The organism is Candidatus Pseudoscillospira sp. SGI.172, from assembly GCF_050313575.1.
In the GTDB taxonomy this organism is placed as follows: Bacteria; Bacillota; Clostridia; order Oscillospirales; family Oscillospiraceae; genus Vermiculatibacterium.
On sequence record NZ_JBNPLQ010000001.1, the window covers coordinates 54,856 to 74,776 of the forward strand.

Below are 19,921 nucleotides of genomic sequence, written 5' to 3' on the forward strand. Positions count from 1 at the left end.
TTTTATGCTTTCGACAATACTTTCTTTTTTCCGACAAATTCCTCTTGTTGGAGCAGGAAGATTTTGCTATACTGTACGGAAGAAAACTGCACAAGATAATATCACTGAGTGCGGAGGCGTGGCATGGAGACGCAGACGGGGGAAAAACTGGTCCAGGAGCTGCGGGAGCAGGTGAGCAACCTGCTGGCGGCGGCGCAGCTACTGACACCGCTGGTGCGGGAACGGGGAAGCAAAAAGGACATGGAGTACCTGGCGGTGATGAACCAAAATCTTTACCGCCTTCTGCGCACTGTCGCCCATTTGGAACTCAGCCGGGAAAGGCCTCCCCTTTGCCGGAAGGAGAAACTGGATCTGGCGGGTCTGTGCCGGAATCTGGCCCGACAGGTGGAGCCGCTGGCTGAGCGTATGGGCGTATCCTTTCGGTGCGAGTTGGAAAGCGAGAACCTTTTGGCCGAGGCCGACGGCACCCTGCTGGAACAGGCTGTCCTGAACCTGATCGCCAATGCCCTGGAGGCGGTCGGGGCAGGGGGGCATGTTGTGCTCCGGCTCAGCCGGAAAGGCACCAGGGCTCTTTTATCTGTTGGGGATGACGGCCCCGGCCTTCGCGGGGAGGAACGCCCCAAAGACCCGCTGCTCAAGCAGCCGGGCGGAGTGGGGCTGGGTCTGACGGCGGCCAGGCAGATTGCAGCGCTTCACGGCGGGGTTCTGGTGTTGGAAAACCGGGAGGAGTGCGGGGTGCGGGCGGTGCTCTCCCTGCCGGTAAGCCGGGACGAGGGCGGTCTGGTAAGGTCCCCGCAGATGGGATACGACCGCTTCGGCGGGTTTTCCACCGCGCTGGTGGAGCTGTCCCAGATCCTGCCCCGGGAGGCATTTTTGCCGGATGATGTGGAGTGAGAAAACGCAGCAGAGGGAGAGGTTCTGTCCGGATGGACAGGATCTCTCCTTTTTTGCCCGGGCATGGAATCGGTTCTGCCCTTGACGATGAAAGCCGTTCGTGGGATAATAATAAAATACCCAAATTCCGGACGGGGAAACCGGCCGGAAGGGGAGGGAGGAGCCCTTTTGATCGAGTTTTTGCTGCGAAAGTTTGTAAAGGATTACCAAAATGTAAAGGACCCCGCAGTGCGGGAGAGGTACGGAACCCTGTCCGGCGCTGTGGGCATCTTTCTCAACCTGATGATCTCTCTGGGAAAATTTACCGCAGGCGTCATCACTTCTTCGGTGGCGGTCACGGCCGACGCCTTCAACAACCTCTCCGACGCAGCCTCTTCTCTGGTGACGCTGGTGGGCTTCCGCCTGGCGGGGCAGAAGGCGGACGACGATCACCCCTTTGGACACGGGCGGATCGAATATCTGGCGGGTCTGGCGGTATCTGTGGCCATCCTGCTGGTGGGGGTAGAGCTGGCAAAGAGCGCTGTGGGGAAGATCCTTCACCCGGAAGCGGTGTCTTTTTCCCCGCTCTCGGCTGGGATCCTGGCGGCCTCCATTCTGGTGAAGCTCTGGATGTATGTATTCAATCGAACACTGAGCCGGCGCATCGAATCGGCCGCCATGGCGGCCACCGCGGCCGATTCTCTCTCGGACTGCGTGGCTACCAGTGCGGTACTGCTGGGCCTGCTGGCGGGCCACTTTGCCGATCTCTCCATCGACGGCTGGGTCGGGGTGGTGGTGGCGGCCTTTGTCTTTAAAACCGGCTGGGAGGCCGCCAAGGACACCATCAGCCCTCTGCTGGGGCAGCCACCCGACCCGGCGCTGGTGTCCGGGATCCGGGAGACCGTTCTGGAGCATCCGGAGGTGAGGGGGGTGCACGATCTCATCGTTCACGATTACGGGCCGGGACATATCATGGCCTCGCTTCACGCGGAGGTCTCCATCGACGCGGATATGGCGGCCACCCACGACGTGATCGACAACATAGAGCGGGAACTGGGCTCCAAGTACCACATCATGGCAACCATACACATGGACCCCATCGCCACCGACGACAGCCTGGTCAACGCCCGGAGAGACGAGATGCTGGAACTGGCCCGGCAGATCGACCCGGAGATCACGCTCCACGACTTCCGGATGACCGAAGGGCCGACCCACACCAACCTGATCTTTGATCTGGTGGTCCCCCGGAAGTGCCCGATGTCCGACGGCGAGGTCCGGCAGGAGATGGCCCGACTGGCCCGGGTGCGGAACAGCCGCTATCTCACCGTGATCCAAATCGACCATCCCTACACGGAATAGAGTGGAAAATTTACAGTTCATTCACCGAAAATGCTTCCGTTTCGTTATAATGGAAACGCAAATTGGAAAAGGGGGAACCTGGCGTGGCACAAAAGATTCTGATTGTAGAGGACGAAGTCAATATTGCCGAGCTGCTCCATCTGTACTTGGAGAAAGAGGGCTACGAGACCCAGACCGCGCCGGACGGCGGGAAAGCTGTGGAGCTGTTTCGCTCCTTCGCCCCCGATCTGGTACTGCTGGACATCATGCTGCCTGTCATGGACGGCTGGTCGGTGCTCAAGAAGATCCGCGCCGAGAGCAAGACCCCGGTGATCATGCTTACCGCAAAGGGCGAGACCGGCGACAAGGTCACCGGCTTGGAGCAGGGGGCGGACGACTACATCGTCAAGCCCTTTGAGACCAAGGAGGTGCTGGCCCGCATCCACGCCGTGCTCCGCCGGACCGGCGGAGAGAGCGAGAGCGGCGGGGAGAAAAAGCTGGCGTTTGACAGGCTGGTCATCAATCTGGACGCCTATGAGCTTCTGGTGGACGGCAAGCGGGTGGACACGCCGCCCAAGGAGCTGGAGCTCCTCTATCACCTGGCCTCCGCGCCCAACCGGGTGTTCACCCGTAATCAGCTGCTGGACGAGGTGTGGGGCTTCGATTACTTCGGAGACTCCCGCACCGTGGACGTACACATCAAGCGCCTGCGGGAGAAGCTGGAGGGGATCAGCGACCAGTGGAGCCTGAAAACGGTTTGGGGCGTGGGCTATAAGTTCGAGGTCGGCACGCCGTGAAGAGCATCTACAAGCGGCAGTTCGCCATGATGGCGGGGGTGCTGCTGCTGGCGTTCACCCTGCTGGGCGGCGCGTTTGCCGCCTTGAGCTATCAATACACCATTCAGGACAAAAAAGAATCTATGGAGCGCAACGCCAGCTACGTGGCCTCCTTTACCGGGACCTATCTGGCCAGCGGGATCGGCTCCAGCATTCAGGAGCCGGCCTACCAGCTCTATGTGGCCTCCCTGGCCAACATCTCCGGCTCCACCGTGATTTTGGCGGAAAACAACGGAGAGATCGTCTATGCCGCCTCGGGTTCCGGCATGGGCACGAACAGCCTGCTGAGCGGCACGGTGCCCGCCGAGCTGATGAACCGCATTGCCGGCGAGGGAAGCTACGCCGGGATCACCGGGCTGGGGGGCCTTTTGTCTGACAAATGCTATGTGGCCGCCAGGCCCATCGTCCAAAACTCCTTTATCAGCGGCCAGACCTATCAGCGGGGCGTGGTTCTGGTGGCCAGCGATACCTCCAGCCTCATCCGCATGTGGCGGGATTTTGCCTCCATCTTCCTGTTGTCTGCGGGCGTGGTGTTCCTGCTGTCCGCCTTGGCCAGCTCGGTGACCTCCCTCCGGCAGACCAAGCCCCTGAAAGACATGGCGGAGGCGGCCCGGAAGTTCGGCAAAGGGGAGTTTGACGCCAGGGTGGAGGGCTGCGAAAACCGGAAAGATGAGATGGGAGAGCTGGCCGAGGCATTCAACGCCATGGCCGAGTCCCTGGCCGAGGACGAGGCCCAGCGCAGTGAGTTTATCGCCAACGTCTCCCATGAACTGAAAACGCCCATGACGACCATCGCAGGTTTTGCCGACGGCATTCTGGACGGGACCATCCCACCGGAGAAGGAGGTCGAGGCATTGAAGACCATCTCTTCCGAGACCCGGCGGCTGTCCCGGCTGGTGCGGCGGATGCTGGACCTGTCCCGGCTCCAGTCCAGCGAGAACGTCACGGCCCAGGAGCGCTTCGATGTCTCCGAGGTGCTGATCCGGGTGTTGGTGAGCCTGGAGGGGAAGATCAACGGCCGGGGGCTGGATGTGGAGACCCAGCTGCCCGACGGGCCGGTGATGGTCTGGGGCGACCCGGACGCCATTACCCAGGTGTGTTACAACCTCCTGGACAACGCCATCAAGTTCGCCCGGCCGGGGACCGCTCTGGGCCTGGGGATCCAGGTCAAGGGGGAGAAAGCCTACGTCTCGGTGCGCGATCAGGGGGACACCATCCCGCCCGAGGAGCTGGGCAAGGTGTTTGACCGATTCCACAAAACCGATCACTCCCGCAGCGAGGACCGGGATGGTGTGGGATTGGGACTCTATATTGTCAAGACTATTATGAATAACCACAAGGAAGATATCACGGTGACCAGCGAGAACGGGGTAACGGAGTTTACCTTTACCCTGACCATTGCCTGAGCCGTGCAAGGATAAGGAGGGGCCCATGCGCCGCAGCTATTATGATCCCGTGGGCTGGCCCCACGGCGACCGGGTGATCCCCGGAACCGCCTGGAGTGTGGGGGATCCTGTTGTGCCCTTCGGAGGGGGGCCGACGGGTGGAGCCGCACCCGGTGGAGCGCCCGATCCGGAAAAAAAGCCTCACCGCACGCCCCCGGCCTGGAAGCCCCGCCGGGAGAAAGATGCCGCCGGACACAGGGCCCGGGTGATCTTTGCCGCATTTCTGGCTGCCATTCTGGCGCTCACCGCGGCGGGGGCGTTTTGGAACGCCCGGATCCCCGCGGCGGAGCCGCCCTTTTCCGGGCGGGAGGAGCCCGGCCTTTGGGGAGAGTGGCAGGAACCTTCCGGAGAGACACTGGTGGAGCGCTATCCTGCCGGGGACGGAACTGTGCTGATGCTGGAGACGGCGGAGGGAGAGCTTCTGACGCCCCAGGACATCTACATCAAGGTGAGTCCCGCGGTGGTCAGTGTCCGGGCCACTCTGCGAAACGGTCAGTCACTGGGCACGGGAGTCATGATGTCCTCTAACGGATATCTCATCACAAACGCCCATGTCATCGAGAGCAGTCTGCGCGTGGACGTGACGCTCTCCGACGACTCCACCCGGCAGGCGCTGCTGGTGGGGTATGACAGCCAGACCGATCTGGCGGTCCTCAAGATCGACGGAAGCGGACTTCCCACAGCACGGTTCGGAGACTCCTCCGCGCTCCGGGTGGGAGACGGGGTCTATGCCATCGGGAATCCTCTGGGTGAGGAGCTGCGGGGGACCATGACAGAGGGGATCGTCTCCGCCATCGACCGCACGGTGGCGGTGGAGGGCTGGGACATGACCCTGGTCCAGACCACAGCCGCCCTCAACTCGGGGAACTCCGGCGGCGCGCTGATCAATCAATACGGCCAGGTGGTGGGGATCACCAATATGAAGATGATGTCGGACTATGACACCATCGAGGGCCTGGGCTTTGCCATTCCCACCGTTTCCGCGAAAATGGTGGTGGATCAGCTGATCTCCCGGGGTTATGTCTCGGGCCGGCCGGTGCTGGGCGTGACGGTGGTCAACCAGACGGGCGGCGCGGAGGCCCACGCCGGCGCGCGGATCGTCTCGGTCTCAGCCGGGAGCGACGCAGAGGCCCAGGGCCTCCGGGCGGGGGATGTGATCGTCTCCGCCCAGGGGGAGCCGGTGGACACCACAGAGGATCTGCGGGAGATCATCGCACAATATGAGGCGGGGGACGCCATTACCCTGGAGTTCCGGCGGGGCGGGGAAAAGCAGGCGGTCTCCGTGCGCCTGATGGAGCAGGCGCTGCTGAGCCGGTGAGCGGCTGCGCCGGGGCATAAAAAAGGAGCGTCCCCTCCGCAGGAAGGGACGCCCAAAGTGTGGCACGGGGAGAATGGAATGAACACGGATGCTTTCAGACCGCACATCGGCTTACGAGATATTTTATACCATATTTGCAAAATAATGTCAAACAAAGGTTTTGTCGAACCCGGTCGACTGACATGAGGAGGAGACAGTATGCGTGAAATTTCCTGTGCCGAGGTGACTCAGGCGGTGCGGCAGTTGTGCATCGAGGCCAACACTCAGCTGCCCGGAGACCTGCGGCAGGCGCTGGAGCGGGCCGCGGAGACGGAGGAATCCCCGGTGGGCCGGGGCATCCTGGGAGATATCGCGGAGAATTTCCGTTTTGCCGGGGACCGGGGCCTTCCCATTTGTCAGGACACCGGTATGGCGGTGATCTTTGCCGAGCTGGGTCAGGAGGTCCATATCACGGACGGCGCGTTCGAGGATGCGGTCAACGAGGGAGTGGCCCGAGGCTATGTGGAGGGCCACCTCCGCTGTTCGGTGGTGGCCGACCCGCTGCGCCGGGTCAACACGGAGGACAACACCCCGGCCATCCTCCACCTGCGGCTGGTGCCGGGAGACGGACTGCGGCTCATCGTTGCTCCAAAAGGCTTTGGCAGCGAGAACATGACTGCGCTGAAAATGTTCAAGCCCTCAGCGTCACGGGAGGACGTTCTGGACTTTATCACCGCCTCAGTGGATGCCGCCGGCTCCAATCCCTGCCCGCCCGTTGTGGTGGGGGTGGGCCTGGGCGGAACGGCCGAGTGGGCGGCCGAGCAGGCCAAGCGGGCGCTTCTTCGCCCGGTGGACCAGACTGCCCAAGATCCCTTTTACCGCGACATGGAGCGGGAGGCCCTGGCGCGGATCAACGCGCTGGGGATCGGCCCTCAGGGCCTGGGGGGTTCCACCACCGCTCTCTCGGTGGCGATCCTGGCGGGGCCGACTCACATTGCCGGGCTGCCCTGTGCCGTCAGCCTGGGCTGCCATGTGACCCGCCATGCGGAGATTCTTTTATAAAACACCCCAAAAAACGGAAAAACGGTTGGAATTTTTGTGGACTTGTGATATACTTGCGGCAAGGGGAGCAGAGGACTTCCCCGGCTCCCCCGGAAGAAAGGAGCTGACAGTTTATGAAGTTCACGTTTACCGACAAGAAGGTCACCCTGCCCAAAAAGGTCCATGAGTATGCGGAGAAAAAGGTGGGCAAACTGGATCGCTTCTTCCCGGCGGAGGCAGATGCCGCCGTGGTGTTCAGCGTGGAAAAGGGACGCAACTGCGCCGAAGTGACCATTCGCTCCGGCGGCACGATCCTCCGTGTCTCCGAGAGCACTGCCGATATGTTTGCGACCATCGACGCCGCTGTGGCCGACATTGAGCGGCAGCTCCGGAAAAATAAGGCCCGGCTGGAAAAGCGCCTGCGCAAAGACGCCTTTGTCCGCACGCCGGATGAGACCTCTTTTGTCCCCGACGAGCCGGAAGAGGTCTATGATGTGGTGCGCACCAAGAGGTTCCCCATCAAGCCCATGACGGTGGATGAGGCGGTCCTCCAGATGAATCTGGTGGGACACGCATTCTTTGCCTTTAAAAATCAGGATGCCGGAGGCGCGTTTTCTGTGGTCTACCGGAGAGACAACGGCGGCTACGGACTGATTGAGGACGACACCTGACTGAATGACAGCAAGACAGCGGGCCGTGGGAAGTCTCCCACGGCCCGCTGTTTTGTTTTTGGGGGAAAAGTTCCAGATCCACCGTTTGCAAATACCCTGTGCTGTGCTATACTAAAGATAAATTCAAGCTGTTTTTACACGTCTCGTTTCACCGCCGACGCTGCGGAGGGATATGAGTGCTTTGGCCCCCGTGTTTGACTGCGGGGCGGTCAAAATGAGATCAAAGGATAAAAGGGGAAAAAACTATGAGTGAATGCTTGAAAGCCGTTGTTCTGGCGGCGGGCAAGGGAACCAGGCTGCGCACGGAGGGTGTGGATCTGCCCAAGGTCCTTCGCCTGGCGGGCGGGCGGCCCCTGCTGAGCTATGTTCTGGATGCCCTGTCCTTCCTGCCGGCGCGGGACACCGTGCTGGTGGTGGGTTATGAGGGTGATAAGGTCACTGCGGCGTTTCCCGGCTACCCCCATGCCCACCAGAGCCCCCAACTGGGCACCGGACACGCCGTGCAGTGCGCTCAGGGGGCGCTGGAGGGCTTTGAGGGCCATGTGCTCATCTGCTGCGGAGACATGCCGCTCATGGGCCGGGCGGCCTATGAAAAGCTGTGGGAGACTCATCTGGCCCAGGGCAACGCCTGCACCCTGATGGCGGGTGTGGCCGATCAGCCCCTGCCCTACGGGCGTATCCTCCGGGACGAGAACGGTGGCTTTGCCCGCATTGTGGAGGACAAGGACTGCACCCCGGCGGAACGGGAGGTCAAGGAGCTGAACGCGGGGGTATACATCTTCCACGCCCGGGAGCTGTGGCGGGCGCTGACCACCCTGCGCCCCGACAATGCCCAGGGGGAATACTACCTGACGGACGCCCCGGCCTGGCTGCTGCGCCAGGGGGAGAAGGTCGGCGTCTGCGCGGCCTGCACCCCGGAGGAGATGCTGGGAGTCAATACCCCCGAGCAGCTCAGCCAGGTGGAGGCCATCTTGAAACAGCGGGAGGAAATGAGATGAACGTATTTATCAGTGCCGACATTGAGGGGACCTGCGGCATCACCGACTGGTCGGAGACCGAGCGCTCCACCCCCCGGGACTATGTGCCCTTCCAGAAGCAGATGACCCGGGAGGTCCGGGCGGCCTGCGACGGGGCCGTCGCCGGGGGAGCCGGGCAGATCTTTATCAAGGACGCCCATGATTCCGCCCGGAACATTGACCCGGCCGCCCTCCCCGAGTGCGCCCGGATGATGCGGGGCTGGACGGGGGATCCCCTGTCCATGATGAGCGGCCTGGACGGCGGGGACTACGGCGCGGTGCTCTTCACCGGCTACCACGCATGGGCCTCCAGCGGAGGCAACCCCCTCTCCCACACCATGAACCTGCGCAACGAATACGTCACGCTCAACGGCGTTCGGATGAGCGAGTTCATGATGAACGCCTATACCGCCGGCTACTACGGGGTCCCCGTGGTGTTTCTCTCCGGGGACAAGGCACTGTGCGATTTTGCCGAGGAGTTTATTCCCGGCATCGTCACCGTGCCCGTGAACGAGGGCCGGGGCGGCGCGGTGGTGTCCATGCATCCGGACGCGGCGGTGAAGGCCATCAGGGAAGGGGCCAAGCGGGGCGTGAAGAACGCCAGGAACTGCATGGTGTCCATGCCGGACTTCTTCGAGATGACAGTGCGCTTTAAGGAGCATACCATGGCCTATTCCAAGAGCTTTTACCCCGGGGCCATTTTGGAGGAGGAGAAGAACGTCTGCTTCTCCTCCGACGACTGGTTTGAGATGCTCCGCTTCAGCCACTTCGTGCTCAGCGACTGAGGGCGGTGAGTATGGAAGGAAACGAATCCCGACTGGCGGTGCTGATCGACGCGGACAACGCGCCCCGAACTGCCCTGTGTGAGATCCTGGAGGAGTGCGTCAAGTACGGCACCCCCACCGTCAAGCGGATCTACGGGGACTGGACGATGAACAACATGGACTCCTGGAAGCCTCTGCTGCTGGAAAACGCCATCATCCCCATCCAGCAGTACAGCTACACCACCGGCAAAAACTCCACCGACTCGGCCATGATCATTGACGCCATGGACATCCTCTACTCCCAGCGTGTGGACGGCTTTGTACTGGTGTCCAGCGATTCCGACTTCACCCGCCTGGCCCTGCGTCTGCGGGAGGCCGGGATGCGGGTCTACGGCATCGGGGAGAAGAAAACCCCCTCTCCGTTCATTGCCGCCTGCGACAAGTTCATCTATGTGGAGGTCATCCGGAACAAACCGGTGGAGAAGCAGGAGGAGAAGGCGGCGGCTGCGGTGCCCGCCCCCGCCGCCCGCAAGCCCATCCCGCAGAAGATCGTGCGCCTGCTGGCCTCCACGGTGCAGGACGTCTCCGACGAGGACGGCTGGGCCTTTATGGGAGAGCTGGGGACGGCCCTCTCCAAGAAGCGGCCCGACTTCGACCCCCGGAACTACGGCTTTGAAAAGCTCACCAATCTGGTGAAGTCCATTGATCGCTTTGAGATCGACGCCCGGCCCACCAGTGCGCCCCATGTCAAGCATATCTACGTCCGGGACAAAAAGGCCCGGGGGGGCTGAGGGGCGCTTTCAGGGTCCGAACAGCTTCAGGCAGGTATCTGCGCTGCAGATACCTGCCTGAATTTTATGCGGGGTGCGCGGAGGGAAAATCTGCCCAGCGGCAGTTTGCCGTCTGCCGCCATTGAAATTTGCGCACAGACACAGTATAATAAAACAGACTTTTTGGGAGGAGGGAGAACGGGTGAACGAACTGGAAGAGCTGCCGATCCCTCTGCTCACCTGGTATCGGGAAAACGCCCGGGTGCTGCCCTGGCGGAGCGACCCCACGCCATATCATGTGTGGGTGTCGGAGATCATGCTCCAGCAGACCCGGGTGGCGGCGGTGCTGGAATACTACCGCCGATTTCTGGAGGCGCTGCCCACGGTGGCTGATCTGGCCGCCTGCCCGGAGGACGAGCTTATGAAGCTCTGGCAGGGCCTGGGCTATTACAGCCGGGCCCGAAATCTGCAAAAGGCCGCCCGGCAGGTGATGGAGGAGTTCGGGGGTACATTCCCGTCGGACTATGACGCCATCCGCTCCCTGGCCGGGGTGGGTGACTACACCGCGGGGGCCGTCTCCTCCATCGCCTTCGGGATCCCCGTCCCGGCGGTGGACGGCAACGTCCTCCGGGTGGTGAGCCGTCTCACCGACGACCACCGGGATGTGACCCGGCCCGAGACCAAAAACGCTCTGCGGCAGGCTTTGCTGGACACCATGCCTCGCTTTGCTCCGGGGGACTACAATCAGGCGCTCATGGAGCTGGGCGCCACCGTGTGCCTTCCCAACGGCGCGCCTCTGTGCGGCCGCTGCCCCGCTGCTGGTTTCTGCGCCGCCCTCCGGGAGGGCACCATTGACCAGCTTCCGGTGAAGCCGAAGAAAAAGGAGCGCCGGATCGAGGAGCGGACGGTGTATCTGATTGTCCGAATGGGCAAAATCGCTCTGCGCCGCCGCCCGGAAAAGGGCCTTCTGGCCGGGCTGTGGGAATATCCCAACGAGCTTTCTCCCTGGCCGCCCCCCGTGGAGGGTGCGGCGGCCTTCGGCGGAGAAGGAAAACACATTTTCACCCACATGGAGTGGCGGATGAGGGCGTATGTCGTGGAGGCCGGTACCGACGCCCTGCCCGAGGGATGGGTGTGGGCCGACCGGACCGAGCTGGCGGGCGTCTACGCGGTCCCAAGCGCCTTTCAGAGCTTTTCCCACCTGGTGGAGGAGCATCTGGCCGGCGGGGGACAGTAAAAGAAAAAGAGATTAGGTGGAATGAAGGATGGCAAAGCTGTATTTCCGTTACGGGGTCATGGGCTCGTCCAAGTCGGCCAACGCCCTGATGGTGCGCTACAACTATGAGGAGCGGGGCCAGAAGGCGCTGATGGTGAAGTCCGGGATCGACCAGCGGGAGGGCAAGGCCATCGTCAACTCCCGCATCGGCCTGAGCTATCCCTGTATCTGGTTCGATGAGCTGCGGGCCATGTCTGCTTCGGAATTGCGCACTTATCAGTGCGTCATCGTGGATGAGGCCCAGTTTCTGAGCCGGGAGGAGGTCGGCTTTCTCACCGAGATCGTGGACGACCTCGGCGTGCCGGTGATCTGCTACGGCCTGCGGGCCGACTTCAAGGGAGATCTCTTCCCCGGCTCTGAGGCCCTGCTGGCCTGGGCGGACATCATAGAGGAAGTCAAGACCATCTGCTGGTGCGGGAAAAAAGCCACCTGCAACGCCCGCTTCGACGAGAACGGAACGGTTCTCAAGGAGGGCGAGCAGGTGGTGCTGGGGGCCAACGACCGTTATATCGGCCTGTGCCGGAAGCACTGGAAAGAGGGCAGCCTGGGCCCCAAATAAGGGGGTGGACCGGAGAAAGGAACTGCGGGGAAGGAGGGGAGAGGCCAATGACCTTTGACGAGCTGAAGGAAAAAGCCCACGCGCTGCCGCTGAAGCCGGGCGTGTATATTATGCAGGACAAGCACAATACTGTCATTTATGTGGGCAAGGCCAAGGCGCTGAAAAACCGGGTCTCCCAGTATTTCGCCAACCTGGCCTCCCATACGGAAAAGACCCGGGCCATGGTGTCCGCCGTCGACCACTTCGACGTCATCGTGGCCGACTCGGAATTTGAGGCTCTGGTGCTGGAAAACTCTCTCATCAAGCGCCACCAGCCCCGTTATAATATCCTCCTGAAGGACGACAAGGGCTATCCCTACATCCGGCTGGACGAGAAGGCCGAATACCCGCGGTTCTCCCTGGCGGGGCGGGTGGCCGAGGACGGGGCCCGGTACTTCGGCCCCTACGGCAGCCGGGGGGCCACCCAGGGCATCATCGAGGCCCTTCGCGCCGCGCTGCGCCTGCCCTCCTGCCGGCGGCAGTTTCCCCGGGACATCGGGAAGGAGCGGCCCTGCCTCAACTACCACATGGGCCTGTGCGACGGCTACTGCCGCAGGGAGATGGATCAGAGCCGCCACCGGGAGGCCATCGGCCAGGCGGTGCGCCTGCTGGAGGGGCGGTTCCAGGAGGTGCAGGGCGACCTCGCCGCCGAGATGGAGCGGGCGGCGGAGGAGCTGCGCTTTGAAAAGGCCGCCGAACTCCGGGACCGCATCCGGGCCATTGAGCTGCTGGGCAAGCGGCAGAAGGTGGTGGCGGGCTCTCTGGCCGACACCGATGTGGCGGGCTACTTCCGGGGGGAGGCCAAGAGCTGTTTTGTCATCCTCCACTATGTGGAGGGGGATCTGGCCGCCAAGGACATGGACCTGATCGAGACCCCGATGGAGGGGGAGGAGGGGGAGGCGGTCTCCGCCCTGGTGCGCCAGTATTACGCCGGGCGCGCCCGGCTGCCCCGGCAGATTTTGCTCCCCTGCGAGCTGGAGGATGAGGTCTCAGTGGCCCGGATGCTCTCCGAGGCGGCGGGACGGCGGGTGGAGCTGCTCACGCCCCGGCGGGGGGCGAAGGCCGACCTCATCCGTCTGGCCAACAAAAACGCCGTGGAGGAGGTGGAACGGGCCACCTCCCGCTCCGAGCGGCAGTCCAAGCTGCTGGAGCTGCTGGGCAGGCTGCTGGATCTGGAGAAGCCGCCCCAGCGCATCGAGTCTTACGATATTTCCAACCAGGGCGCCAGCGACATTGTAGCCTCCATGGTGGTCTACGCGGGGGGCAAGCCCCTCAAGCGGGACTACCGGCGCTTCAAGCTCAAGAACATGGAAGGCCCCGACGATTATGCCTCCATGGAGCAGGTGCTCACCCGGCGCTTCCGGCGGTATCTGGACGGGGACGAGAAGTTTTCCGACCTCCCAGACGCCCTCTTCATCGACGGCGGCGAGGAGCACGCCCGGGTGGCGGTGGGTGTGGAAGAGAAGCTGGGGCTTTCCATCCCGGTGTTCGGCATGGTGAAGGACGACCGGCACCGCACCCGGGCTCTGGTGACCCCGGACGGCCGGGAGATCGGCATCCAGCGCTACCCCGCCGTCTTTGCCCTGGTGGGCCGGATCCAGGAGGAGACCCACCGCTTTGCCATCGAGTTCCACCGCCAGCAGCAGTCGGCCCACCTGAAGGGCTCCGAGCTGGACAAGGTGCCGGGGGTGGGGCCGAGCCGGAAGGCGGCGCTTCTCAAGCACTTCAAAAGCCTCAAAAATATCAAAGCCGCCTCTCCGGCCGAGCTGGAGGAGGCGGTGGGAAAGGCCGCCGGGAAGGCGGTATACGACTACTTCCGCGCATCGCGGGAAATCACCCCACAGGGAGAGGAAGGATCACCATGAGGATCATCAGCGGAACGGCCCGGGGCCGCAGGCTCAAGGAACTGCCGGGTCTGGATACCAGACCCACCACCGACAAGGTGAAGGAGTCCATTTTCAATATCATCCAGTTCGATGTGGAGGGCCGCCGGGTGCTGGATCTCTTCGGCGGCACCGGACAACTGGGGATCGAGGCGCTCTCCCGGGGCGCGGAGCGGGCGGTTTTTGTGGATGCGGGGCGGGAGGCGGCCAAGATCATTCAGGAAAACCTGGAGATGACGGGTTTTTCCCGGCAGGCACGGGTGGTCCGCGGCGACGCCCTCTCCTTTCTGGGGTCTTGCCGGGAGAAATTTGGCCTGGCCTTTCTGGACCCGCCCTATGCCGCGGATTTGATGGATCAGGCTTTGAAACAGATGGCCGCGATTGACATTATGACTGAAAATGGTATAATTATCTGCGAAAGTTCCTTGGAAAAGGTTTTGCCTCAGCTTCCGGGCCCCTATGAGAAGGGGCGGGAATACCGCTACGGCAAGATCAAACTGACCCTTTACCACCGCCGGGCCTTACTGTGAAGCAGGCCCCTGGCGGGCAAGGATGTGTTTTTATGAAAACAGCCATTTACCCCGGCAGCTTTGATCCCATTACGCTGGGACACCTGAACGTCATCAAGCGCGCGTCCATGTGTTTCGACCGGCTGATCGTCTGCGTGATGGTGAATTCCGAAAAGGTGAACACCGGGCTCTTTCCCCCGGACGAGCGGGTGGAGCTGATCCGACGGGTGGTGAGCAAGCTCCCCAACGTGGAAGTGGACCAGTCCTCCCTGCTGGTGTCGGAATACGCCCGGCAGAAGCGGGCATGCACTCTGGTCAAGGGCCTGCGGGCGATGTCCGATTATGAAAAGGAACTCCAGATGGCCCTCATCAACCGGAAGCTGAATCCTCGCCTGGACACCATGTTTTTGCCGTCCAGCGCCAAATATACTTATGTCAGTTCCAGCGTGGTAAAGGAAATGGCGGCCTATGGGGCCGAGCTGAGCGACTTTGTGCCCCGGGAGATCATCGGGGATGTGAATGAAAAAATGAAGAGCAGGAGGAATCGATGATGGCGACCGGGGTCAATGAACTGTTGGACATGCTGTTTGAGATGATCGATGAAGCAAAGAACGTGCCCCTTTCTTCCGACAAGTGTATGCTGGAGCGGGACAAGGCGCTGGATCTGATCGATGAGATCCGGGGGCAGTTCCCCATGGAACTGGCCGAGGCAAAAAAGCTGCTGTCGGCCCGCAATGATTACATTGCCTCGGCCAAGCGGGAGGGCGACCTTATTATCCAGCAGGCGGAGGAGAAGGCCAAGCAGATGCTGGCTGAGGACGAACTGCTGGCGCAGGCCAAGCAGCGGGGCAATGAGATCCTCCGGCAGGCGGAAGATCTGACGAGAGACCTGAAGAAGGCGGCCAACGACTACTGTGAGGATGCCCTGCGCCGCACGGAGGAGGCTGTTGCCGAGGCCTACGACGAGATCAAGAAGTCCCGCACCCGGTTCCGGGCTGCGGTTGCCGGAGTGACCGGCCCCGCCGCCGGACAGGGCCAGGTCTACGATGCCGCGCAGGAGAAGTAAGCGGATCCGAAATTCCAAAGGGGGTGTGACGAGAAAAGGTCACACCCCTTTGTTTCTCTGGGCAGAAGGGAGCCGGGGACCCATGGTGTCCGCGCTTCGGAAGAGGGGACAGCGTCCAGGCAGATAAAAAAGCGCCCCCGCACGGACTCACCGGCCGTGCGGGGGCGCTTTTTGTTTGGATCATTCAGCGGCGGGGATGGGGGCGGGAGACTCGGCGGCCTCAGGCAGATCGATCACCGGCTCGGAGGAGGGAACGGCGGCTCCATCAGCCTTCCGATCCAGCCTTACCGTGTAGCCGCTGAGAATAGAGGACGGAGTTTCCCCGGCGGGGGCGTGCTCCACGGTGACCGTGTCCCCCACATTGAGGATGACCGCCACATTGTTGTCGGCGGCCGAGAGCGAGTAAAAGACCTCTTCCCCCTCCAGACGGAGAAAGTAATAGGTGTTGCCCTCCAGTACGGCGGAGCGCAGCTCGGCGATCACGCCGCTGGCCGTGGTCTGGGGCAGGGCCTCGGGAGCGGTGATGCCGAGGTCGCCCAGCAGACGGATATACTCCTGCTCTGTGGCCGCCACGGTAGCGCCTGTGGCCACCAGCTGATACTGCTTGACATTGACCATGGCGTACTGCTTGACCAGGTTGCTGGAATCCTTGAGGGCGATGAAGTAGGTGGGCTCCCCGGAGATGTTCAGCAGGATGGGGAAGGTGGCCACATAGCCCAGGTCCTGGACCACGCCCATGGCGGAGCGCTGCGCCGAGTTCTCGGTGGCGCCGGGGGCGGCGTAGAACTTGGTCTCCTTGGTCCGCTGGTTGGACAGCAGGAAGCCCAGGTTGGACTGGTCGGCGTTCACCGAGGTGATGCCGGTGTACATATACACATCATCGTTGAGGGCGATATAGTTGGAGCCGTCGGTGGTGACCGTCACGTCCCGCTGGCCGAAGACGGAGTTGATGAAGCCGTGGACCAGGGTGCCGTGATAGTTGTACTGCTCGGCAATGAGGGCGGGGGTGTAGACGTTGTCCACCCAGGTCGGCACTTCCTCATAGTATTCGCACTCGCCGGTGATGGCGTTGACCAGTACGGCGCCCTGAATATCGGTGCCGCCGAACAGGCCGATGGTCTTGACCACCTTGGGGGCGATCCACCAGGGATTGCCGCTCTCATCCACCTCAAAGACCGGGGTGGCGAACATATAGGTCGGATACTGGAAGCGCAGGTGGCGCAGAATATTGCGGTTCAGGGGCTCGGAGGGGGAGTACTTGATCCCCTGACCGTCGGACAGCCGGACCACGGTGGCTTCCTGAGTCACCATGTTGACGATGACGTAGGCGGGCAGGCCGTTTCCGCGGTTGGTGAACCACTTGATGAGGTCGGCGTACTCCAGGGGCGCCACCCGCACGGGCTGTCCCTGGTAGTTGATCTGGGTGTAGGTGTCGGATACCTCGAACTGGCTGACCATGTCGGAGAGAGTGCCCATCTGACGGTCGCCCAGGATCTTGACGGAGTCCCTGTCCAGACGGGGGATCTCATCAAAGGAGATCTCGGTGATGTCGGTGGCAAAGTCGCCGTTGGGGACTTCCAAAAGGTCCCGGTAGGCTCCGGCGCGAAACAGAGGCATGGAGATGATCTCGCCCAACACCGCGACAATCACCAGTCCGGCCAGCAGGATCCCGATGGGCAGGCACTGGGATTTGATGAAGCGAAAATATTCTTTGAGTCCGTTCGTGCCCTTGAGATCAAAACCGGAGGTCACCAGGGCGGAGAGAATGTACACCACGCACAGCAGCAGGACAAACGCATAAAAATCCCCGGAGTGCAGGTTGAGGGCAGGAAGGGAGACGTAGAAATAGATGGCGCCTACCACCAGCATGACCAGTAGGTTGATGAGGATTTTGCCCGACTTGCTTTTCGGACCGTGGCCCGCTTTACCTGTTTCGTTACTCAAAATAACCTCTCCTTCGTTTTTCTTGAAAGATAATGGTATTATAGCCTAAAAAACGTTGTTTAGCAACCGAAGAACGGGAAAGAGAGTTGAACAGTTTGTAAACTTATTGCTGGGGGGTACGAAAAAAGCTGTGATGTTTTTTCATTTCATTTATTTGGCTGAATGACAAAAAAATCCGAGGCCCTGATTTCTCAGAGCCTCGGGATCTGGCAGCGGGTGAAGGATTCGAACCCTCACATACAGAGTCAGAGTCTGCTGTGCTACCTTTACACAAACCCGCTATCTTGCACTCGCGGCCGCAAGCGCAAGAATTATTATATCAAATAATGACGGGATGTCAAGTCTTTCTGCGAAAAAAGTCTGTTTTAATTTCCGGTGTTGAAGAAAGGCGCCATGGCAGCGGCAAAGTTGTTCACCGGCATGGTCTGGAGGACTACCTTGCCGGGGCCGGTGATGACGGTGTTGAACAGTCCCTCACCGCCGAAAAGAACGTTTTTAACGCCCTTTACGCTTTGAATATCAATGGAGCAGGTGGCATCCATCATGGCAAGGTTGCCGGTGTCCACCACGATCTGCTGGCCTGGGGCCAGGTCATATTCGACGGCAAAACCGTCGACCTCAACAAAGGCGGTTCCGCAGCCGGAGAGCTTCTGCAGAATAAATCCCTCGCCGCCGAAGAACCCGGCGCCCAGCTTCTTCTGGAAAAAGACGGAAAGCTCGACGCCTTCCTCCGAGGCCAGAAATCCGGCCTTCTGCACCACCATGGGACGGTCCGGGGAAATGGAAAGGGCTCGAATGGAGCCGGGGAAGCTGGAGGCAAAGGCGATCATGCCGGACCCACCCTGGGCGGTATATCGGTTTAAAAAGAGAGACTCTCCCGCAAACATGCGCCCGAAGGCTTTCCCCAACCCGCCGGCGCCGGTCTCCATGCGCAGATTGGGACTCATCCAGCACATGGAGCCGCGCTCTGTCATCATGCTTTCGCCGGGCGCCAGCCGGCATTCCACCACGGGCATGGGTTCGCCGATGATCCGATATTCCATGATATGTCCTCCGTTTCGGTTGAGGTCAGTCCCGGGGATCCCGGGTATATTGATTGAGGGTGAGGATGGACCACAGGTCGGAGCCGCCCTGATAGAGGAAGGCAGCGCCGATCACCCGCACCAGAAGAAGCTGGGTGGCGAACGGGTTCCAGAGGATGATCGCCCCCAGGACCAGGGAGACGAGAGAGAGGATCAGGGCGGTGGTCCAGCCCGCATAGCCGCAGGCGCGCAGATCCAGCCCCCGCTTGAGATTGACCAGAGCGTCGATCAGAATATAGAGGCCCAGAATGACCGGCAGAATGGAAAGAATGACACTGGGCCGGGTGAGGAAGAAAATGCCCACGATGGCGGAAATCACACCTAAGATGAGCTCTGCCTGGAGACTGAAGCCCCGACCGCCGTCCCGGTGCACAAAAAAGCTGATGATGGTAACGGCTCCGTAGAGCAGCAGCAGAGCGCCCACAGCGGTGCAGAACAGGCTTGTGGTCAGACCCGGGAAAAAGAGAAGGATCAGGCCAAGGATCAGGTAGACCACCGAAGCAATGAGCAGACTGTTTTTCCCTTTCATAAAACGGCTCCTTTCAGCCAGAAAGTTTGCACACGTCGATCCAGCCGGCACTTTTTGAAAAACGTTCCAGTTCGGCCGGGGTGAGTCGAATGGCGGAGTTGGAACTCCCCGCGGCGGGATAGACCGTGTCGAATCTGCGCATGGATTCATCGAGATAGACCGTGACGGCGGGATTTTCGATGGCGAAGGGGCAGACCCCGCCCACGGCGTGGCCGGTAAAAGAGAGCACTTCATCGGGGGAGAGCATTTTGGCCTTGGTGTGAAATTGAGCCTTAAATTTGGAGTTGTCGATCTTGGAGTCCCCCGCGCACACCACGAGGACACAGCCTTCGTCCACAGCAAAGGAGAGGGTCTTGGCGATGCGGCCTGGAGAGCAGCCAACTGCCTGGGCGGCCAGCTCCACGGTGGCGGAGGAGACTGCAAACTCCAGAATGTCGTCCTCCCGCCCCAGCCCGGCGAAGAAGGAGCGTACCTTCTCGATGGACATCAGTTGTTCTCCAGCTTCCGGAGGGTTTTGGCCATGAATTTTTCGTTCTGGATGATGAAACGGTGATGGATACCCTTGCCGATGGGGCCGCGCTCATCATATGCGGTGACGGCAAAGGTGAGGGCCCGTCCGTCCACGGCGGTGAGCTCCGCCTCGGCCCAGACCTTCATGCCGATGGGGGTGGCGGCGTCGTGGGAGACGTCCAAATGGGTGCCAACAGTACCCTCTCCTTCAGCCAGATGATCTGAAACGGCATTGACGGCGGCATTTTCCATCAGGCCGACCATCATGGGGGTGGCGAACACGGGGAGCAGACCGCTGCCCACGGCGGCGGCGGTGTTTTCCTGGGCGACGACGGTTTCGCAGCGGCCCTTGAGGCCAACAGAAATAGACATGGGTAGAGCTCCTTTCGGAATCAGTTTGGGTCTATTTTACACCAATGTGGGCCATAGAGCAAGAAAAAAGCGTCCCCCGGGAAAATTCCCGGGGGACGCGG

21 protein-coding genes and 1 tRNA gene are annotated in these 19,921 nt (G+C 61.4%); 16 read left to right on the forward strand and 6 right to left on the reverse strand.

Annotated elements, in window-relative coordinates:
* Window positions 1-123 precede the first annotated feature (123 nt).
* The 16 genes from ACQRD3_RS00295 (at window position 124) to ACQRD3_RS00370 (ending at window position 15,383) form a co-directional block, all read left to right on the forward strand.
* Window positions 124-894 (forward strand): sensor histidine kinase, encoded by a 771-nt coding sequence (locus ACQRD3_RS00295; protein ID WP_427779103.1) that lies wholly within the window; start codon window positions 124-126, stop codon window positions 892-894.
* 168 nt (window positions 895-1,062) lie between these two features.
* A complete protein-coding gene (locus tag ACQRD3_RS00300; protein WP_080907096.1) occupies window positions 1,063-2,232 on the forward strand; it encodes a cation diffusion facilitator family transporter in 1,170 nt (389 codons plus the stop codon).
* Between the two features lie 83 nt (window positions 2,233-2,315).
* Window positions 2,316-3,008 carry a response regulator transcription factor gene (locus ACQRD3_RS00305; RefSeq protein WP_080907097.1) on the forward strand — a complete coding sequence of 231 codons (693 nt, stop codon included), beginning with the start codon at window positions 2,316-2,318 and terminating at the stop codon, window positions 3,006-3,008.
* On the forward strand, window positions 3,005-4,453 hold the full coding sequence (locus ACQRD3_RS00310) for a sensor histidine kinase (protein ID WP_080907098.1): 1,449 nt from the start codon (window positions 3,005-3,007) through the stop codon (window positions 4,451-4,453). Before ACQRD3_RS00305 ends, ACQRD3_RS00310 begins: the two co-directional genes overlap by 4 nt.
* 25 nt (window positions 4,454-4,478) lie before the next feature.
* Complete coding sequence (locus ACQRD3_RS00315; RefSeq protein ID WP_427779105.1) at window positions 4,479-5,810, forward strand: S1C family serine protease; 1,332 nt, start codon at window positions 4,479-4,481, stop codon at window positions 5,808-5,810.
* Window positions 5,811-6,008: 198 nt separating this feature from the next.
* Window positions 6,009-6,851, forward strand: coding sequence for a fumarate hydratase (locus tag ACQRD3_RS00320; protein WP_080907100.1), 843 nt, complete (start codon window positions 6,009-6,011; stop codon window positions 6,849-6,851).
* 113 nt (window positions 6,852-6,964) lie between these two features.
* Window positions 6,965-7,501: a ribosome hibernation-promoting factor, HPF/YfiA family gene (hpf, locus tag ACQRD3_RS00325; RefSeq protein ID WP_080907101.1), complete on the forward strand. Its 537-nt coding sequence runs from the start codon at window positions 6,965-6,967 to the stop codon at window positions 7,499-7,501.
* A gap of 245 nt (window positions 7,502-7,746) precedes the next feature.
* A complete protein-coding gene (locus ACQRD3_RS00330; RefSeq protein ID WP_080907102.1) occupies window positions 7,747-8,499 on the forward strand; it encodes a sugar phosphate nucleotidyltransferase in 753 nt (250 codons plus the stop codon).
* The gene (locus ACQRD3_RS00335) at window positions 8,496-9,302 is read left to right on the forward strand and encodes a M55 family metallopeptidase (protein WP_080907103.1); all 807 of its coding nucleotides are present in this window, start codon (window positions 8,496-8,498) and stop codon (window positions 9,300-9,302) included. The genes ACQRD3_RS00330 and ACQRD3_RS00335 overlap by 4 nt, the downstream gene beginning before the upstream one ends.
* Before the next feature lie 11 nt (window positions 9,303-9,313).
* Window positions 9,314-10,072, forward strand: coding sequence for an NYN domain-containing protein (locus ACQRD3_RS00340; RefSeq protein ID WP_427779108.1), 759 nt, complete (start codon window positions 9,314-9,316; stop codon window positions 10,070-10,072).
* A 181-nt stretch (window positions 10,073-10,253) separates the two neighbouring features.
* The gene (gene mutY / locus ACQRD3_RS00345; RefSeq protein WP_080907105.1) at window positions 10,254-11,288 is read left to right on the forward strand and encodes an A/G-specific adenine glycosylase; all 1,035 of its coding nucleotides are present in this window, start codon (window positions 10,254-10,256) and stop codon (window positions 11,286-11,288) included.
* 28 nt (window positions 11,289-11,316) lie between these two features.
* On the forward strand, window positions 11,317-11,886 hold the full coding sequence (locus ACQRD3_RS00350; protein ID WP_080907106.1) for a thymidine kinase: 570 nt from the start codon (window positions 11,317-11,319) through the stop codon (window positions 11,884-11,886).
* A 47-nt stretch (window positions 11,887-11,933) separates the two neighbouring features.
* A complete protein-coding gene (gene uvrC / locus ACQRD3_RS00355; protein ID WP_427779111.1) occupies window positions 11,934-13,790 on the forward strand; it encodes an excinuclease ABC subunit UvrC in 1,857 nt (618 codons plus the stop codon).
* Window positions 13,787-14,338 (forward strand): 16S rRNA (guanine(966)-N(2))-methyltransferase RsmD, encoded by a 552-nt coding sequence (gene rsmD / locus ACQRD3_RS00360; RefSeq protein WP_080907108.1) that lies wholly within the window; start codon window positions 13,787-13,789, stop codon window positions 14,336-14,338. Before uvrC ends, rsmD begins: the two co-directional genes overlap by 4 nt.
* 32 nt (window positions 14,339-14,370) lie before the next feature.
* Entirely contained in the window at window positions 14,371-14,868 is a 498-nt protein-coding gene (coaD, locus tag ACQRD3_RS00365; protein WP_080907109.1) for a pantetheine-phosphate adenylyltransferase, read from the forward strand.
* Window positions 14,868-15,383: a hypothetical protein gene (locus ACQRD3_RS00370; RefSeq protein ID WP_427779114.1), complete on the forward strand. Its 516-nt coding sequence runs from the start codon at window positions 14,868-14,870 to the stop codon at window positions 15,381-15,383. The genes coaD and ACQRD3_RS00370 overlap by 1 nt, the downstream gene beginning before the upstream one ends.
* A gap of 180 nt (window positions 15,384-15,563) precedes the next feature.
* Here ACQRD3_RS00370 and ACQRD3_RS00375 read toward each other — a convergent pair whose 3' ends face one another.
* The 6 genes from ACQRD3_RS00375 to ACQRD3_RS00400 all read right to left on the reverse strand — a co-directional run bounded on the left by ACQRD3_RS00375 (window position 15,564) and on the right by ACQRD3_RS00400 (window position 19,820).
* Window positions 15,564-17,327: a CvpA family protein gene (locus tag ACQRD3_RS00375; RefSeq protein WP_427779115.1), complete on the reverse strand. Its 1,764-nt coding sequence runs from the start codon at window positions 17,325-17,327 to the stop codon at window positions 15,564-15,566.
* A 207-nt stretch (window positions 17,328-17,534) separates the two neighbouring features.
* Window positions 17,535-17,608, reverse strand: a tRNA-Gln gene (locus ACQRD3_RS00380).
* An 84-nt stretch (window positions 17,609-17,692) separates the two neighbouring features.
* Entirely contained in the window at window positions 17,693-18,370 is a 678-nt protein-coding gene (locus tag ACQRD3_RS00385) for a TIGR00266 family protein (protein ID WP_080907111.1), read from the reverse strand.
* A gap of 25 nt (window positions 18,371-18,395) precedes the next feature.
* Entirely contained in the window at window positions 18,396-18,938 is a 543-nt protein-coding gene (locus tag ACQRD3_RS00390; protein WP_427779116.1) for an HdeD family acid-resistance protein, read from the reverse strand.
* A gap of 13 nt (window positions 18,939-18,951) precedes the next feature.
* Window positions 18,952-19,425, reverse strand: a complete 474-nt coding sequence (locus tag ACQRD3_RS00395) for a YbaK/EbsC family protein (RefSeq protein WP_080907113.1) — start codon at window positions 19,423-19,425, stop codon at window positions 18,952-18,954.
* A complete protein-coding gene (locus ACQRD3_RS00400) occupies window positions 19,425-19,820 on the reverse strand; it encodes a thioesterase family protein (protein WP_080907114.1) in 396 nt (131 codons plus the stop codon). The genes ACQRD3_RS00395 and ACQRD3_RS00400 overlap by 1 nt, the downstream gene beginning before the upstream one ends.
* Between the last annotated feature and the right edge of the window lie 101 nt (window positions 19,821-19,921).